This is a genomic window from Paenibacillus sp. Paensp38, assembly GCF_059491915.1.
The window spans coordinates 4,872,501-4,889,952 of record NZ_CP168516.1 but is presented as its reverse complement, the minus strand read 5'-3'; the positions used below and the strand labels follow the sequence as shown (position 1 = coordinate 4,889,952).

Genomic DNA, 17,452 nt, shown 5'->3' with positions numbered 1-17,452 from the left:
GTATATATAAGATGATGAATAGGCATGTTTTTCGTACAGGATGGAAAAAAGGGACGATGCTCGCATTAACCTTGACTTTTGGACTCGCTGTGGCGGGTTGCGGAACAGCAACGCCAACCAAGGATGGGGCGCCAGCTAATGGATCAGCAGGACAAGCGGAGGCGGCATCCACCGATCAGAAGTTGGTGGTCTACAGCGCAGGCCCGGATGGACTGGCGAAAAAGCTGATAGCAGGATATGAGGCGCAGAGCGGAGTGAAGGTAGAGTTGTTTCAGGGAACGACAGGAAAAATTTTGGCCCGTATGGAAGCCGAGAAGACGAATCCGGTAGCGGACGTGGTTGTGCTGGCATCGCTTCCGTCTGTACAAGGCTTGAAAAAGGAAGGACTAACACTGCCTTACCCGGATGCCAAAAACGCGGACAAGCTAAATCCAGACTGGTCCGATAAGGAGGGCAACTACTTCAGTACCAGTGCTTCTGCTCTGGGCATTGCGTATAACACAAAGCTGGTGAAAACACCACCAACTTCATGGGCCGATTTAGCGAAGCCTGAGTACAAGGATCAGGTTAACATCCCCGACCCATCACTGTCCGGCTCAGCATTGGACTTTATGACAGGCTATCTGAGCGCCAAGGGCGATGGAGGCTGGACGTTGTTTGAGCAGTACAAGGCAAACGGTGTGGCCATGGCTGGTGCCAATCAGGAAGCGCTGGACCCCGTGATTACCGGAGCTAAAGGTATAGTCGTTGCTGCGGTCGATTACATGACCTACAAGGCTAAAGCCAAAGGCGAGCCGATTGACATCGTCTATCCAACAGAGGGAACCGTCATCAGCCCACGTCCTGCTGCAATTCTCAAGTCAACGCAGCATGAGCAGAATGCCAAGGCATTTATTGACTATCTGTTGTCGGACGACGCACAGAAACTAGTAGCGGATGCCTCCTTACTCCCGGGCCGCACGGATATCAAAGCTGACAAGCGTGCCAATCTGGACGAGATCCCATTGCTGAAGACCAATTGGGAATGGATGGGCGAACATGGATCAGACGTGACAGAGAAGTTCACGCAAATGTTCAAATAAGCCGATGGGAGGCTTATCCGTTAAACACATCAGAGCGTGGTGTCTGACGCTGGCTCTGATCGCGCTTCTTTTCTTGATTGTGATGCCGTTGCTGCAAATCTTTATCCAAAGTGTGTATGTTGATGAAGAATTTCAGTGGGATGCACCTTTTCGAACGTTAGCTGCTTCACCATTTGCGGGAGTGCTATTCAGCTCGATTTGGCTAGGTATCTGTGTGATTGCAGGAACAACGGTACTTGCACTTCCGCTAGCCTGGATCATGTCCAACACTCGTCTTGCGCACTGGCGCTGGTTGGATGTCGTGCTGCTAATTCCGTTTATGACCCCGCCCTATATCGGGTCCATGGGCTGGATTCTGTTTATGCAAAAAAACGGATATCTGGAGCAGTTGTTCCCGGACCTGTATTTCTTAACGCCATCCTTCTTTAGCCTTGGTGGCATGGTGATGATCATGAGCCTACATCTATTTCCATTCCTGTACCTGCTGCTGCGCGGGGCGCTGGTGAGGATTGGCGGGAGTCTGGAGGAGGCGGGTGCCGTAATGGGCGGCGGCTTTCTGTACAGATTCCGTCGAATCATTTTACCGCTGCTGCTTTCGGCTTACGGAATGGGCGCGCTGCTCATTTTCGTTAAAACGATTGCCGAGTTTGGCACCCCCGCTACCTTTGGGCGACGTATCGGGTATGAGGTCATGACTTCAGAAATCCACAAATACATTTCTAGCTGGCCCATAGATTTTAGCAAGGCGACGTCGATGGCCTCGGTGCTGTTAACCGCCTGCCTGCTCATGTGGTATGCGCAGTCGGTGATCAACCGGAAGTTTACGTATAGGCTGGTAGGTGGTAAAGGTTCGCGTCCGTCCCGTCTTCGTATATCCGGTTGGACTACGGGGCTGAGTGTTGCATTCATTCTATTGTTGCTCATTGCGTCCATTGGCATTCCTTATTTTTCAATTCTTTCAGCCTCGACGATGAAGCTGAGGGGAATGGGACTTGCCTGGGATAATTTGACGCTCGACTCTTACAAGGAACTGCTGTCTTGGGGATCAGAGAGTATGGAGGCGCTCCTGAACAGCGTATTTCTCTCTTTGGGCGCATCGACGCTTGCTGTGGTGCTGGGCACTTGGTTTGCACTTGTCATTGGCGGCTCACGCACAAGAATCCAACGGACGGTTGATGCATTTAGTTTGCTTCCGAATACGGTGCCGGGAATTGTTATGGTGGTGGGCCTGATTTTGTGGTGGAACTCACCATGGATGCCGATTCCATTGTATAACACATACGGCATGGTCATTCTGACGTATGTTATCTTGTTTGTTCCTTATACTGTGCAGTATGTCAAAAGCGTCTTTACACAGGTGGACGCTGGCCTTTTTCAGGCGGGGCAGGTATTTGGCGGGCGACTGTCTTATATATTCCGCCGGATTGTACTGCCGCTGATTGTACCGGGAATGCTCGCTGGTTGGATGATGACATTTACCATTGCTTCACGCGAATTGGTAGGATCATTACTGATTTTGCCACCATCCGTTCAGACGTCAGCAACCTACATATTTGCACAATTTGAACAGGGACAGGTGTCGCTTGGGATGGCGATGGCTGTCATATCGGTCGGAATGACCACGTTGCTACTGATCTTAATGGAAAGCTTAAACTCGCGAAGAAAGTGGAAATAATCATGACTAAGCTTAGGATTTGGGGAGGGGCGGGCGAACATGGCCGTTCCTGCTATGTTTTTGAAGGAAAACAGCATCGCGTCATGCTGGATTGTGGCGTGAAAAAGGAAGGAACCGGACAATATCCGGTTTTCCCACCGCAGGTGGCGGAGAGACTGACCGCTGTATTGCTGTCTCATGCACATGAGGATCATTCCATGGCACTCCCCCTACTGTACAAGTATGGATACCAGGGGGAGGTCTGGACGACCAAGGCCACTGCTGAGCAGTTAGGCTCCTATTTTCGCTCCTGGCATACTTATGTTGAATCAAGAGGAGCAGAACTACCATACGACGAACAGAACATCCAATCCATTGCTTATCGCTATCTAGAAGATGAGGCGCCAGCAGGAGAATGGCTTGAGGCTTGTCCGAGTATGAGAATCATGTGGGGACGCAGTGGACATTTGGCTGGTGCAGTATGGTATGTGGTAGAAATGGAAGGGAAGCGGTTGTTTTTTTCTGGAGATTACAGCCGCGAATCTGAGCTTCTTGCTGCCGATGCGCCAGACTTGGGTGTTGGGGAGGGGCTGCATGACCTGCCTGAATGGAAGTCAGAGCCCAATCTAGCGGACATATCCATTATGGACAATGCGTATGGCATGGATATAGACCCGCAGCCTGTTAAGCTGGAGCGGCTGAGGGTCGAGATGGAGCGGATATTATGGTCTGGTGGCCATGTGTTGTTGCCGGTGCCTGCCTTTGGCAGAGGACAGGACTTGATTGTATGGGCTAGTGAGCAATTCCCTGAACAGGCAATGATTGTAGAGCACGACATATGGCAGGGATTGAAACAGTTAAACCGCTGGAAAGAATGGCTGCGTCCGGAAGCTCTAGCGCGAATAAAACATGTGCTAAACAGTGACAGGGTCTTCGTGCCTCGTGATGCTGCGGAACGAGTGAGTCTGCTGGAACAGAACCCAACGGCTATTATCATAACAAGAGACGGCATGATGGATTCCCCACAGGCGCGCTGGTACTATCAGTATCTATCGGATAACCGCAACATGGGGGAGGGTAATGATAGCGGAGAAAGAATCAGCAACAGTGTTATATTGACCGGGCATGCTCCACATGGTTCTTTTGGCAAATATCTGTTGGAACGTGTGGATCAAAATAACAGCTGTGTAGCTCGGCATTTGATTTATAAGGTGCATCAGGGATTATCAGATGTGCGGCAAATGCTGAAGGAGCTGCCTAGCAAACAGGTTGTACTCGTTCATGCGCCGAAGCTGCAGACTGACCTGGTACGAGATGAGTTGATAAGAGAAGAAAATAGTGGATGTGAAGGTCCTTCCAGAAAAGTTCACTCTCTGGAGCCAGGCGATACACTAGAGGTTTAGCATCACATCATCATTCACTTTGTGCCCTCCTGCATCAACCGGAAGGCATCGACTTCGCCAAGTTTGGTCGAGATAGAGCTACGTCCAGCGCTTTTGCGCAGGCGTAGTGGTGTGGCGGTACGCTTAAGCAACGCCTTGATTTCTCCAGGCCCCAGTTCCGGCCTCAGTGAAAGGAGAAGTGCGATGCTTCCGGTCACATGGGAAGTAGCCATAGAGGTACCACTCATTTCGTGATGCTTGCCATGGATCCAGGAGGATGTGATCTTTTCGCCAGGTGCGTACACGTCTACAAATTGCCCTCGGTTGCTGAAAGGTGCAATGCGTCTGTATTTGTCAGTAGCCCCCACTGAGATCGTCTGGGAATAGCGGGCGGGGTAGTCAATACTTCGGCGCTTGCCCTCGTTTCCTGAGGACGCTACAACGACGATGCCGTTATGATATGCCTTATTCACCATATCAAGTAATGCCTTGCTGCGCGACTTCATACCAAAGCTCATATTGATGATATCGACACGATTTAATACACACCAGTCGATACCAAGAATGATATCGGAGACGTAGGCGGCTCCATTATGATCAAATGCTTTTACGGGATGAATTAAAGCTCGTGGTGCTACGCCCACCATACCTTCGTCATAGTTGGACGCCGCGATAGTTCCAGCAATATGAGTACCATGGCCATTATCGTCATAGGGTAGCATGGTTCGGTTAAGCAAATTAATACCTCTGGCGAGAGAATGGCGAAGATCAGGATGTTGAAAATCCGCTCCTGTGTCGATCACACCGATTCTGACCCGATTCCCTGTCGAGGAAGGCCAAGCCTTGTATGCACGTACCTGTTTGACTCCCCATGGCATGGAAAGGTTCTTCTCTGCTTTTGGTATATGAGCAGTTTCAGCGTGAACCTTCATGCGGGTATCTTCTTCAACGGTAACACCGTTGTGATATTTGCCCAGCCTGTCTCCCCCTGAAAGCGGAGCGATTAAAGCACGGATTAGTCTGGCCGGTTGTACTTGCCGTAATCCCGCAAGCTCGGGTTTCAGCTTCCTGAGATAGGACAGGCATTCCCGGTATTGGTGAGGCTTATCGAACGTGATAATCTGTTTGTTCCGTCCACTGCCGGACGGCTCCGAAATACCCTCATGCAAACGCTGCAAAAAATCCGGATAGTCCATTTGAGACGGTCCCCCTCCGATGAGCCATGCTGAGGTATAGTATGAGCAAGCGTCAGCTGCGGCATGGGAAACCTGCCCCTTTTTTAAGTAAATAGGCCTGCTTGTCGTGTCAAAGTGGATGTGGACACATACGATACATGGAGGGCATAAGCTCTTGTGCAACAACTTTGGGGGGTTCTCCCGAAGCGGGTACAGTCGAAGACGGGGGGGACCCCGTCTTTTTACGTGTGCCGTCTTGTTTAGGGGGATATTCCTGGAAATTATGACGATACCCATCTTTAACTTGCAATTTGCTTCCAAATAGGTTTTACTTAGTTTTGATAATGGATATGTTAGTATTGCATGTATCGTGTATGCTCTGAAACATGTTCTTGTGAATTACGTGTGAGAGGAAGTGTCCCTAGGTGAGTACCCCACTCAACTTGAAGATTGACCCGGAGAAAGTCCACGAGACTCCAATGGTGGACTTGGCATTTATGGTATTGAAAGCAGCCAATACTCCATATTATTACCGTGACCTGATGAAGGAAGTCGCCAAATTGCGCGGCTTGTCTGACGAAGAAATTAATGACGTTATTGCTCAGCTATATACTGAAATCAACATTGACGGGCGTTTTGCCTGTGTCGGTACGAATCTGTGGGGCTTGAAACGTTGGTATCCGGTAGATAAATCCGAAGATGCCCTGACAGGCGCCAAGCGTCCTCGTATTATTAACGACGAAGACGATGACGACGAAGATGACTATCATGAAGAAGAAACATACAACTCTGATGACGACTTCGATGCAGATAGCGAAGACGAGGACGGCGAAGACGAGCTGTTCGACGGAGAAGATGATGATGATAGTGATGAAGACGTGGTTATAGACGACGAGGACCTCAGTGATGAGGAAGATTCAGAAGATGAAAATGACGATGAGTCGACGGAAGACGACGATTCACTTCGTTAGGAACAGGCTGCAAGGGGAGATGCGTTCTCCCCTTTTTCATGACCGTTTTATTGAAAACCTCTTCTGATTTAAAGCTTTCAGGTGGATTCTCTCCAATCTGGTTCAATGGACAAATTAACACATATAACTTCCTTGACAGCGGATTGGACACGGGGTAAACTATTGCTTGGGCTTATGATTGATTCACTTATATGTTTGCTTTTTTTATAAAAGTGCCCCGTACTACGGGAGTGCTTTTTTGTTTTTTATAGGGGTGTTTTCACTCATGAAAGAAGGCTAAGGGCGGCGGACATGGAAAATGATTCCGCTGCCTTCTTCATGGATGATAATCCGTGCAAACGGGTTACGATAACATCATAATGTCGCCTGAATTTTGCATCTTATCTAGGAGGGTTTTGAACAGTGACAAAGTATATTTTTGTGACAGGCGGGGTTGTGTCTTCCTTGGGCAAAGGGATTACGGCAGCTTCACTGGGGAGGCTTTTGAAGAACAGGGGACTGAAGGTAACGATTCAAAAATTTGACCCTTACCTGAATGTCGATCCGGGTACGATGAGTCCTTACCAGCACGGTGAAGTGTTTGTAACGGATGATGGTGCGGAAACGGACCTTGACTTGGGACACTATGAGCGCTTTATTGATATTAATCTGTCCAAGAACAGCAATGTCACAACAGGCAAGGTATATTCCAGCGTAATCAGCAAAGAGCGTCGCGGAGAATATTTGGGCGGTACGGTGCAGGTTATCCCTCATATTACGAACGAAATCAAGGAGCGCGTGTACCGTGCAGGCCGTGAAGCGGGTTCGGACGTAATTATTACAGAAATCGGCGGTACTGTGGGCGATATTGAGAGCTTGCCATTTTTGGAAGCTATTCGTCAGCTCAAAAGCGAAGTTGGGCGCGAAAATGTGATGTATATTCACGTAACGCTCATTCCTTATATTAAAGCTGCTGGTGAGGTTAAAACCAAGCCAACCCAGCACAGTGTAAAAGAACTGCGCAGCATCGGCATCCAACCGAATGTCATTGTTTGCCGTACAGAGCATGAACTGTCCTCCGATATGAAGGCTAAAATTGCATTGTTCTGCGATATTGATGCGAATGCAGTGGTAGAATGCCGCGATGCTTCAACCCTCTACGAGGTTCCGTTGAACCTACGTGAAGAAGGCTTGGACGAAATCGTAGTTAACCATCTCAAGCTGACAACACCTGCACCAGATATGACCGAATGGGAAGGGTTAGTTGATCGAATCAGCAAGCTGGATAAAACGGTTGAAATTGCTATTGTTGGTAAATATGTTGCATTACATGATGCTTATTTAAGTGTGGTTGAATCACTTTCGCACGCTGGATTTGATGCGAATGCAGACGTAAAAATCCGTTGGGTGAACGCTGAAGAAGTGACGGACGAGAACGTAGCTGACATGCTGGGCGGCATTGGCGGCATTCTCGTACCAGGTGGCTTCGGCGATCGCGGAATTGAAGGCAAAATTAGTACTATCCGTTATGCACGGGAGCAAAAAATTCCGTTCTTCGGTATTTGTCTGGGTATGCAGGTATCTGTCATTGAGGTTGCACGTTCCCTGGCTGGTCTCGAAGGAGCCAACAGCTCGGAAATTAATCCGGCAACGGATTATCCTGTCATTGACTTGCTTCCCGACCAAAAAGACATCGAAGATCTGGGCGGTACGATGCGTCTTGGCTTGTATCCATGCAAACTGGTGGAAGGTTCCCTGGCTTCGGCTTGCTACAACGACGAGCTGGTGTACGAAAGACACCGTCATCGGTACGAATTCAATAACGAATATCGTGAAGTTATTGAAAAAGCGGGTCTTCGCATTTCCGGTACTTCACCGGATGGACGCTTGGTGGAAATCGTGGAGCTCCCTGAGCATCCGTGGTTCCTGGCGGTACAATTCCACCCGGAATTTACTTCCCGTCCGAATCGTCCGCAGCCTTTGTTCCGTGAATTTGTAAAGGCAGCATTGCAGCTTCAAGGTTAATGCTACGGCTTGAAAGACCTCCTACGGGAGGTCTTTTTTTATCCCATGCTTCCTGATTATGAAAGAATATTCCACAATTATGTATTAGAGAAGGATTTTCTTTTTGCAGGAGCGAATATAGTTTTAGGTATGGGACGGATATTGTACGTCATCGGACGCTGTTATGGCAATAGCTGCATGATCCTCGTTTTAAGATCTTAGGAGGTTAAAACATTGGAAAAGAAGAAAGTATTAATCGTCGATGACCAGAATGGAATACGGATTTTACTGATGGAAGTGTTCGGAAGTGAGGGTTATGAGACCTTTCAGGCGGCGAACGGGAAAATTGCACTTGAAATTGTTGAGAAGGAACCACCTGATCTGGTTCTGCTCGATATGAAAATTCCAGGTATGGACGGACTCGAAATTCTGAAACATCTAAAAACCATGAATCCCGATATCAAGGTTATTATGATGACAGCATATGGAGAACTGGACATGATTAAAGAGGCGACGGAGCTAGGTGCGCTAATGCATTTTACCAAGCCCTTTGATATTGACGAAATGCGGATTGCTGTGAACAAACAACTCAGAGGTGACTAGGTGAGTCACGGTGGTTGAGAACTCTGTTAACACAACAGGGTTTTTTGTTTGTGATTATGGGAAATACTGAAAGTAAATCCTCTCCTTATACAATTCTATCGAAAAACGGCGTCCTGAGCGTGATTTTTGTATGTGTTGATATGCAAAAGCTTGTTTAGTATTTAACATGGGTTGTGGTATAATAAGCCCGTATGTGATGTCGGCTAAAAATATAGACAAACCCAAACACCTTTAGGAGGACTGTAACCATGCCATTGGTATCTATGAAAGACATGTTGAACAAAGCACTCGAAGGAAAATACGCAGTAGGTCAATACAACATTAATAACCTGGAGTGGACTCAAGCTATTTTGGGCGCTGCTGAAGAAGAAAAATCCCCAGTAATCTTGGGTGTTTCTGAAGGCGCAGCACGTCACATGGGCGGATTCTACACTGTAGTTAAAATGGTAGAAGGTCTTATTCATGACATGAAAATCACCGTTCCGGTTGCGATCCATTTGGACCACGGTTCCAGCTTTGAAAAATGTAAAGAAGCTATCGACGCTGGGTTCACATCCGTTATGATTGACGATTCCCACAGCCCAATCGACACAAACATTGCTACAACGAAAAAAGTGGTTGAATATGCTCATTCCAAAGGCGTTTCTGTTGAAGCTGAAGTTGGAATGGTTGGCGGTCAAGAGGATGATGTTGTCGGCGACGTAATGTACGCTAAGTTGGACGACTGTCTGCGTATCGTTAACGAAACAGGTATCGATACACTGGCACCTGCACTGGGTTCCGTACACGGACCATACAAAGGCGAGCCAAACCTCGGATTCAAAGAAATGGAAGAGATCTGCAATGCAATCAAACTTCCACTCGTTCTGCACGGTGGTACTGGCATCCCAACACATGACATTAAAAAAGCAATCTCCTTGGGAACTTCCAAAATCAATGTAAACACTGAGAACCAAATCGTATTTGCGAAAGTGGTTCGTGAAGTGCTTGCTGAGAAACCGGATGCTTATGACCCACGTACATTCATCGCTCCAGGTCGTGAAGCGATTAAACAAACCGTTATCGGTAAAATTCGTGAGTTCGGTTCCAACAACAAAGCGTAATAATAAGTTAAACTGGTCGTGCGTCTGCACAGGCTAGATGTATTTCTTAGTTGTAGCTGTAGTTCTGCTGCACAAAATACTTAAATCTGTACAGTTGAATAGTTTGGTATGGAAAGCACACCGCTTAGCCGGTGTCTTTCCATTTTCACCACTAAAAAAGTTAAAAATTTTGATTTGAGATTATTGTTTGACCGACTGCAAAACACGTAGGGGGACCCTCAAGCTTATGGAAAAATTGATGATCACCGGTGGACGGCCGCTTCAGGGTACAGTTTCCATCAGCGGTGCCAAAAACAGTGCCATCGCCTTGATTCCCGCAGCCATTCTGGCAGAGTCGGAAGTCATTTTGGACAATTTGCCACTGTTAAGTGATGTGGCGGTGTATTCCGAGATACTGGAGGAACTTGGTGCAACGGTTGCCTGGGAAGGTAGCCAGATGAAAATAGATCCATCCTCTATTAAATCCATTCCTATGCCGAATGGGCCTGTTAAGAAATTACGAGCCTCTTATTATATGATGGGAGCCATGCTGGGCAGATTCAAGGAAGCGATCATCGGTTTGCCAGGAGGGTGCAATTTCGAACCCCGGCCCATTGATCAGCATATCAAAGGTTTTGAAGCGCTGGGTGCCACGGTTACGAACGAGCACGGCGCTATTCATTTGCACGCCAAAGAACTGCGCGGAACCAAGATTTACTTGGATGTTAGCAGCGTAGGCGCTACCATTAATATTATGCTGGCGGCAGCACGTGCCAAAGGCGCCACAATTATCGAAAATGCGGCTAAAGAGCCTGAGATTATAGATGTAGCAACCCTTTTAAACTCTATGGGGGCCATTATTAAAGGCGCCGGTACGGAGACGATTCGAATTGAAGGTGTGTCGGAGCTACATGGCTGCCGTCATTCCATCATACCTGACCGTATACAAGCGGGCACATACATGATTGCTGCTGCGGCAACCCGTGGAAATGTATTGATTGACAACGTAATCCCCAAACATATGGAGGCTCTCACTGCAAAAATGCAGGAAATGGGCATCGGTATCGAGGAATATGATGAAAGTATTCGCGTACTGGGTGCACCTTCTTATGAACATGTCGACGTTAAAGCCTTGATATACCCTGGATTTGCCACAGATTTACAATCTCCCATGACCAGCTTGCTTACCCAAGCGCAGGGTGTCAGTGTATTGAGCGATTTTGTGTACAGCAGTCGTTTTAAGCACGTCCCTGAGCTGGTGCGTATGGGGGCTAAAATTCGCGTAGAAGGTCGGTCTGCCATTATAGAGGGTGGTCGATTGAATGCAGCTAAAGTAAAAGCGGCAGATCTGCGCGCCGGAGCGGCCCTTGTCATTGCTGGACTTACAGTAAGCGAAGGCGTAACCGAGGTGACGGGTGTCGAGTACATTGACCGTGGTTATGATCACCTTGTCTCTAACCTGCGTCTTTTGGGCGCGGATGTATGGCGGCAGACTGAATAATTAAGCCGTGCAATTTTTTCGAACTCCCGGAACGAAAGCGATAGAACGGGCAACACCTGTGCAGCCGCTGCTTGATAAAAGATTGTGGTTCATACCTAACAATCAATTATCGGAAAACCGGAATAATTCGGTATAATCCAGGCAGATGGCTGCATAACTTTATTTGTTTTGGTTAAAATTATGTTAATGGTGTTTATGATATCATTGTCTATCATTTAGATGTATGAATGGACTTAATAATTGAATAGGTGGTTATTATATGGATCTGCAAATTTCCGATCTGGAAGAAATGAAGCTGACCGACCTGTACAAGCTGGCCAAGCAATACCAGATCCCGTACTACGGAACGCTCAAGAAGAAAGAACTAATTTTCGCTATCCTGCGTGCACAAGCTGAGAAGAGCGGATTGATGTTTATGCAAGGGGTTCTGGAAATCCTTCCTGAAGGTTACGGCTTTCTGAGGCCGATCAATTATCTCCCGAGTACCGAAGATATTTACATCTCTGCTTCACAAATCCGCAAGTTTGACTTGAGAACAGGCGATCTTGTTTCCGGTAAGTGCCGAACGCCAAAAGAGAATGAACGATATTTTGGATTGCTTCAAGTTAACGCCGTCAATGGAAGAAGTCCTGAGCAAGCTGCTGAGCGGCTACACTTTCCTGCACTGACTCCACTGTATCCGCAAACCAAATTAGTCCTTGAAACTTCCCCCAACCATTTGTCTACGAGAATTATGGATGTACTGGCCCCTGTCGGACTTGGACAGCGCGGACTCATTGTAGCACCTCCCAAAGCTGGGAAGACGCTTCTCCTCAAAGAAATTGCCAATAGCATTTCTACCAACAATCCCGAGATCGAGCTTTTTGTCTTGTTGATTGATGAACGCCCTGAAGAAGTGACCGATATGCAGCGTTCTGTTAAAGGTGAAGTTGTGGCCTCTACATTTGACGAACTTCCTGAAAATCACATCAAAGTGGCAGAACTCGTGTTGGAGCGTGCGCTACGTCTCGTAGAACATAAAAAGGATGTTGTCATCCTGTTGGATAGCATCACGCGTTTGGCTCGTGCGTACAATCTCGTTATTCCTCCTTCTGGTCGTACTTTGAGTGGGGGTATTGATCCGGCGGCATTTCACCGTCCAAAACGCTTTTTTGGTGCGGCTCGGAATGTGGAGGAAGGCGGTAGCTTGACGATTCTTGCTACAGCTCTGATTGATACAGGATCACGCATGGACGATATCATTTATGAAGAGTTTAAAGGTACAGGCAACATGGAGTTGCATTTGGACCGCAAGCTGGCAGAACGTCGTATCTTCCCTGCGATTGATATTCGTCGTTCCGGCACACGCCGTGAGGAAGTGTTGTTGAACAAGGAAGAATTGGATACGATCTGGGCCATTCGTAAAAATATGACGGAAAGCCATGATTTTGTGGAAGGCTTCCTCAAAAAGCTGCGTAATAGCAAGACTAATGCTGAATTTCTGGCTTCGTTTGATTTGGCGGCACCTTCTTCCGGTGGCTCGCAAAGCAGTTCTGGTGGGCAACAACGGAGAACTACGCGTTCTACCACAGCCTCAGTCCCGGCCTCAACCAACTAAAACCCATTCATGTATTTTATCTGTTCCGTAAGTACACAGTCGTTATCATTCATTTTGTTAATGGCGTAGGCTTAACGGAGCGAAAGGAGCTCCAAAATGTATTTGGTGTATGCCGACGAAAAAGGCAATGTATATGATCATGCTTCTTTGTATGGGCTTGCACGTAGTGCAGACATGATTGTTGAAATCATGGAGGATGAGCTTATTCCGTTACCGGAAGGAGCTACATTGGTAAGCCTGCCCAGCACTCGCCCGGTCGGTATGAACCCTGAAACAGGGGAAATGGTTTCTCTTCCCGGAGATATGCAAGCAGTAGGGGCTTTATTGCCGCAAGGTTTTACACGCTTGTGCCTGCCGGGATATGTGAAGACCGATAAGGAGTACAAGCTTCCCTTGTTCGGTTATTCGGCCGTAGTCTGGAAAGACGGAGCATTTTATGTAACGGCTGAGCAGAGTGACAGTCCGTCCAAGTGGAATCCGGAAAACTGTGACCGCCATCAAGTTAAATTGGGTGTTCAGCGGATGACGGAGCAATATCCCGAAAATCGGCTGTACCAACATTTGTCTAACTGTGCGCTTGGCTACGAATGCCTTACTTCCTCGAACACATTCCTGAATCGCTGGGAGGGGGGAGTTCCGGTATCTTATTCTTGTAATGCGGGTTGCTTTGGGTGTATATCTGAACAGCCAGATGACAGTGGCTTCGTATCTCCGCAGACAAGAATGAACTTCCGTCCTCGCGTCGAAGAAATTGTAGAAGTTATGCTGGAACATTTGAAGACACCGGAATCCATCATTAGTTTTGGTCAAGGTTGCGAAGGTGAGCCTTCCACACAAGCCAAACTGATTATTGATTCGATCAAAGAGGTGCGTTCCATTACGGATATGGGATACATCAATATCAATACGAATGCGGGATTGAGCGATCATATCCGGGGAATCGTGGATGCGGGTCTTGATCTGATGCGCGTTAGTACCATTAGTGCACTGGACGATCATTACAATGCGTATTACAAGCCGCGCGGTTACACGTTGGCTAATGTGGAAAAATCACTTCGTTATGCTTCTGAGCAGGGTGTATATACGTCGATTAATTATTTGATTTTTCCGGGTGTAACTGACCGAGAAGAAGAAATTGAGGCAATGATTGAATTTGCCAAACGAACTAAGCTCAGGCTGATTCAAATGCGTAATTTGAACATCGATCCTGAAAGCTATCTGGAATTGATTCCACCTGCACAAGGTGAGATCCTTGGCATGAAGCAAATGCTTGAGATTTATCGTGAGGAACTGCCGGATGTAGTCATCGGTTCATACACTCATGTACCGCCGCAAGGGCAGGCACGTCCTAAATTTGCCAAGGCCTAAAACGGTCACACAGCAATTGAAATACACCTGTTTTGCGCTGTTTCTGAATGCAGAAAAGAGTTGTTGAAACGCTCATATTCAAGTGCTATAATGTGAACATGTGTTCATACAACTCTGGACTGATAGGACGTTCAGGGCGGAAAGAGGTGAAAGTTCAATGCAACAAGCTATTCAACCAACATTTAACGTAACTACTGTCACTTGTGCTTGCGGAAATTCGTTTGAAACTGGTTCTGTGAAAGGATCTCTGCGTGTGGAGATTTGCTCCGCCTGCCACCCGTTCTTCACAGGCAAGCAGAAATTTATTGATGCTGGTGGACGCGTGGATCGTTTCAAAAAGAAATACGGTATCTAATGGATTACCGCAAGTTATAAAGTTATTAGAGCCTTCTGCGACTGCAGAGGGCTCTTTTTGTAATAATGTGTATTTGCTTTTTATGCGGCCTTAAGATATACTTATTTTCACCGTGCTAGATGGGGAGGTAGCGGTGCCCTGTAACTCGCAATCCGCTATAGCGAGGTTGAATTCCTGTTAGAGGTGTTGTTGATGTGAGGCTGGTCCCTGCGCACAATGTTGACGGCTGGGTCCTCCGCAATGAGTACTTGTGAACCTGGTCAGGTCCGGAAGGAAGCAGCCATAAGCAGGCCCACTCTTGTGCCGGAGGGTTGCCTAGCCCGAGTTGCTGTTCAGGATTGCCGCTCGGATCACAACGATCAATAACAGGTGCACGGTATATATTGGTAATTAGAACATCTTGGCAATCATTGCGAAGATGTTTTTTTGTGTTTTATAAATTGGAAGGTGTCTGGTTTAGATTCGGACGGGAGTATAGTATAATGAAGTGACCATGAATGGTCATGAAAGTGAATGGGAAAGAGGGTAACGCGCATTGGAACATATAGCGTTGTACCGTGCTTGGCGGCCGCAGGCTTTCAAGGACATGGTAGGACAACAGCATATTATCCAGACATTGCAGAATGCCATCCGCGAAAATCGCACGTCCCATGCCTACCTGTTCAGCGGTCCACGAGGAACAGGTAAGACGAGTGCGGCCAAAATTTTGGCCAAGGCAATCAACTGTGAGCATGGACCTGCGCCGGAACCTTGCAACGAATGCGAAGCCTGTAAACGGATCACGGCCGGAGCGGTCATGGATGTACAGGAGATTGATGCAGCCTCCAACCGGGGCGTTGAAGAGATTCGTGATTTGCGCGATAAAGTCAAATATGCGCCCACAGAAGTGCGGCACAAGGTTTATATCATTGATGAAGTGCACATGCTGACGACGGAAGCGTTCAATGCGCTGCTCAAGACGCTGGAAGAGCCGCCGCCACACGTGATGTTCATATTGGCTACGACTGAACCACATCGGATTCCGGCTACCATTATTTCGCGTTGCCAGCGGTTTGACTTCCGTCGTGTATCGCTGGAAGAACAGACAGAGCGGCTTGACCTGATATGTCAACAGGAGAACATACAGGCTGATTCGGATGCACTGCAGTACATTGCCCGTCTTTCAGATGGCGGGATGCGAGATGCGGTTAGCGTTTTGGATCAGATATCCTCGTTTACAGATGGTCGGGTTACTTATCAGCAGGTGCTGGACATGACGGGAGGTATTGCGTCCGAGCAATTCGGTAAGCTTGCCTTAGCATTGCTGAAAGAAGATGTGGGCACGGTGCTCCAAATGATCGAGAGCTTTATGCAGGAAGGTAAAAGTGCAGATAAGTGCATGGAGAATCTTCTGTACTATTTCCGAGATCTGCTAATGATCAAGATGGTGCCTCAGGCGACCAAAATGACGGAGCGAGTGCTGGATCCAGAGCGATTTAAGGAAGTGGCAGATGCTTTTACCAAGGAGCAACTCTTTGCAATGATTGACACCCTTAATCGTTACCAGAGCGAGATGAAATATGCCGTACAGCCCCAAACCTTGTTTGAGGTAGCTCTATTGAAGCTATGTAGTATTCCGGGGGAAGCAGGTGCTGTTGCTCAGCCGACCGCACAACGCTCTGACGCTGCAGCTGACCAGGAAGATGTCGTAATGTTGAAGCGCCAGCTTGCTGAACTGGAAAAGAAACTGGAACGCGCGCTGCAAGGTGGATTGGCCGTGGGAGGGGGGCAGGAGGCATCGTCGGGTGGCCGTCAGGCTTCCGGGGGGCGTGCCCCTGCTCCGCGGATTTCAGCACCAGCCAAACTCCCTTCCCAGTTGGATCGCTATATCGCTGAGAAGTCGAGCGAAGCATTCGCGGCAGCGGGGCGTAAGTGGAGTCAGATTTTGCAAGGGGTAAAAGAGGCGAAAGTTACGGTTCATGCCTGGTTTATGGACGGTGAGCCAGTTTCTGTGTTAGAGGACAGTGTACTGGTCGCATTTAAGAACAATATTCATCGTGAAACTACCGAAAAGCCTGCCAATAAGCAGGTCATCGAGAAGGTATTGCATGAGCAGTTGGGTCATCCTTATCGTTTAGTAACGATGATGCAAAAGGATTGGAATGCTGCGATTGAAGGAGTTTCCGACCAGCCTGCCGAAGAATTGCAACTAGAGCCGGAGCATGATGCGCCGGGAAAGTCCAAGGAGCCCTGGATTGATGAAGCTATTCAACTTTTTGGGGAAGATTTGGTAGTTATTAAAGATTAAAGCAAGTGTCTAGATGTATACTTCATTAAAGGAGATGATTGAAATGAACAATATGAACCAAATGATGAAGCAAGTGAAAAAAATGCAGGAACAAATGCTGAAAGCCCAGGAGGAACTTGGCGGAAAAGTAATCGAAGGAACTTCTGGCGGCGGTGTTGTGACGGTGGAGGTAAATGGACATAAAAAAGTGTTGTCCATCACGATCAAACCGGAAGCTGTAGATCCTGATGATGTAGAAATGTTGCAAGATCTTGTGCTGACTGCAGTCAATGATGCTTTGTCCAAAGCAGATGAACTGGCTAATGATGATATGGGTAAATTTACAGGCGGCATGAAAATTCCGGGCTTGTTCTAGTCTGCTGCATAAAGGAGAAACACGCTATTGTATTATCCGGAGCCGATTGCAAAGCTA

Annotated in this window: 15 protein-coding genes and 1 other RNA gene (1 of these 16 running past the window's edge); 15 read left to right on the top strand and 1 reads right to left on the bottom strand. The window is 47.7% G+C overall.

Going from position 1 to position 17,452, the window contains the following annotated elements; genetic code table 11:
- Nucleotides 1-11: 11 nt before the first annotated feature.
- The 3 genes from ACEN8J_RS21670 to ACEN8J_RS21660 are packed head-to-tail and all read left to right on the top strand — an operon-like array spanning nt 12 to nt 4,139.
- Entirely contained in the window at nt 12-1,082 is a 1,071-nt protein-coding gene (locus tag ACEN8J_RS21670; RefSeq protein ID WP_029514900.1) for an ABC transporter substrate-binding protein, read from the top strand.
- 4 nt (nt 1,083-1,086) lie between these two features.
- The gene (locus tag ACEN8J_RS21665; protein ID WP_029514898.1) at nt 1,087-2,757 is read left to right on the top strand and encodes an ABC transporter permease; all 1,671 of its coding nucleotides are present in this window, start codon (nt 1,087-1,089) and stop codon (nt 2,755-2,757) included.
- A complete protein-coding gene (locus ACEN8J_RS21660; RefSeq protein ID WP_029514896.1) occupies nt 2,754-4,139 on the top strand; it encodes an MBL fold metallo-hydrolase in 1,386 nt (461 codons plus the stop codon). Before ACEN8J_RS21665 ends, ACEN8J_RS21660 begins: the two co-directional genes overlap by 4 nt.
- Before the next feature lie 14 nt (nt 4,140-4,153).
- Here the strand turns inward: ACEN8J_RS21660 and ACEN8J_RS21655 are convergent, their stop codons facing one another.
- Nucleotides 4,154-5,314, bottom strand: coding sequence for a S8 family peptidase (locus tag ACEN8J_RS21655; protein ID WP_029514895.1), 1,161 nt, complete (start codon nt 5,312-5,314; stop codon nt 4,154-4,156).
- Nucleotides 5,315-5,718: 404 nt separating this feature from the next.
- On the opposite strand from ACEN8J_RS21655, the gene rpoE reads away from it, so the two are divergent.
- The 12 genes from rpoE to recR all read left to right on the top strand — a co-directional run.
- The gene (gene rpoE, locus ACEN8J_RS21650; protein ID WP_029514893.1) at nt 5,719-6,264 is read left to right on the top strand and encodes a DNA-directed RNA polymerase subunit delta; all 546 of its coding nucleotides are present in this window, start codon (nt 5,719-5,721) and stop codon (nt 6,262-6,264) included.
- A 402-nt stretch (nt 6,265-6,666) separates the two neighbouring features.
- Nucleotides 6,667-8,268 (top strand): CTP synthase, encoded by a 1,602-nt coding sequence (pyrG, locus tag ACEN8J_RS21645; RefSeq protein WP_013368772.1) that lies wholly within the window; start codon nt 6,667-6,669, stop codon nt 8,266-8,268.
- Between the two features lie 213 nt (nt 8,269-8,481).
- Complete coding sequence (locus tag ACEN8J_RS21640) at nt 8,482-8,850, top strand: response regulator (protein WP_013308218.1); 369 nt, start codon at nt 8,482-8,484, stop codon at nt 8,848-8,850.
- Between the two features lie 248 nt (nt 8,851-9,098).
- Nucleotides 9,099-9,953 (top strand): class II fructose-1,6-bisphosphate aldolase, encoded by an 855-nt coding sequence (gene fba, locus ACEN8J_RS21635; protein WP_013308219.1) that lies wholly within the window; start codon nt 9,099-9,101, stop codon nt 9,951-9,953.
- A gap of 226 nt (nt 9,954-10,179) precedes the next feature.
- Nucleotides 10,180-11,433, top strand: coding sequence for a UDP-N-acetylglucosamine 1-carboxyvinyltransferase (gene murA / locus ACEN8J_RS21630; RefSeq protein ID WP_029514892.1), 1,254 nt, complete (start codon nt 10,180-10,182; stop codon nt 11,431-11,433).
- A gap of 259 nt (nt 11,434-11,692) precedes the next feature.
- The gene (gene rho / locus ACEN8J_RS21625) at nt 11,693-13,030 is read left to right on the top strand and encodes a transcription termination factor Rho (RefSeq protein ID WP_029514891.1); all 1,338 of its coding nucleotides are present in this window, start codon (nt 11,693-11,695) and stop codon (nt 13,028-13,030) included.
- Nucleotides 13,031-13,126: 96 nt separating this feature from the next.
- A complete protein-coding gene (locus ACEN8J_RS21620; protein WP_029514889.1) occupies nt 13,127-14,398 on the top strand; it encodes a radical SAM family protein in 1,272 nt (423 codons plus the stop codon).
- Between the two features lie 157 nt (nt 14,399-14,555).
- Nucleotides 14,556-14,753: a 50S ribosomal protein L31 gene (rpmE, locus tag ACEN8J_RS21615; RefSeq protein ID WP_013308223.1), complete on the top strand. Its 198-nt coding sequence runs from the start codon at nt 14,556-14,558 to the stop codon at nt 14,751-14,753.
- 110 nt (nt 14,754-14,863) lie between these two features.
- Nucleotides 14,864-15,130: signal recognition particle sRNA large type (gene ffs / locus ACEN8J_RS21610), an RNA gene on the top strand.
- 158 nt (nt 15,131-15,288) lie between these two features.
- Nucleotides 15,289-17,040: a DNA polymerase III subunit gamma/tau gene (gene dnaX / locus ACEN8J_RS21605; protein ID WP_029514887.1), complete on the top strand. Its 1,752-nt coding sequence runs from the start codon at nt 15,289-15,291 to the stop codon at nt 17,038-17,040.
- 43 nt (nt 17,041-17,083) lie between these two features.
- Complete coding sequence (locus ACEN8J_RS21600; RefSeq protein WP_013308226.1) at nt 17,084-17,395, top strand: YbaB/EbfC family nucleoid-associated protein; 312 nt, start codon at nt 17,084-17,086, stop codon at nt 17,393-17,395.
- Nucleotides 17,396-17,422: 27 nt separating this feature from the next.
- Nucleotides 17,423-17,452: the beginning of a recombination mediator RecR gene (gene recR, locus ACEN8J_RS21595; protein WP_013308227.1), read on the top strand. Its footprint extends 570 nt past the window's final position; only the first 30 of its 600 coding nucleotides appear in the window; it begins with the start codon at nt 17,423-17,425; its stop codon lies off the right edge, out of view.

Excerpts from the sequence above, each read along its gene's own strand:
- fba (WP_013308219.1), top strand. The coding sequence starts at position 9,099 with ATGCCATTGGTATCTATGAAAGACATGTTGAACAAAGCACTCGAAGGA.
- ACEN8J_RS21655 (WP_029514895.1), bottom strand. The coding sequence starts at position 5,314 with ATGGACTATCCGGATTTTTTGCAGCGTTTGCATGAGGGTATTTCGGAG.
- ACEN8J_RS21670 (WP_029514900.1), top strand. The coding sequence starts at position 12 with ATGATGAATAGGCATGTTTTTCGTACAGGATGGAAAAAAGGGACGATG.
- ACEN8J_RS21620 (WP_029514889.1), top strand. The coding sequence starts at position 13,127 with ATGTATTTGGTGTATGCCGACGAAAAAGGCAATGTATATGATCATGCT.
- murA (WP_029514892.1), top strand. The coding sequence starts at position 10,180 with ATGGAAAAATTGATGATCACCGGTGGACGGCCGCTTCAGGGTACAGTT.
- rpmE (WP_013308223.1), top strand. The coding sequence starts at position 14,556 with ATGCAACAAGCTATTCAACCAACATTTAACGTAACTACTGTCACTTGT.
- ACEN8J_RS21600 (WP_013308226.1), top strand. The coding sequence starts at position 17,084 with ATGAACAATATGAACCAAATGATGAAGCAAGTGAAAAAAATGCAGGAA.
- rho (WP_029514891.1), top strand. The coding sequence starts at position 11,693 with ATGGATCTGCAAATTTCCGATCTGGAAGAAATGAAGCTGACCGACCTG.
- ACEN8J_RS21665 (WP_029514898.1), top strand. The coding sequence starts at position 1,087 with ATGGGAGGCTTATCCGTTAAACACATCAGAGCGTGGTGTCTGACGCTG.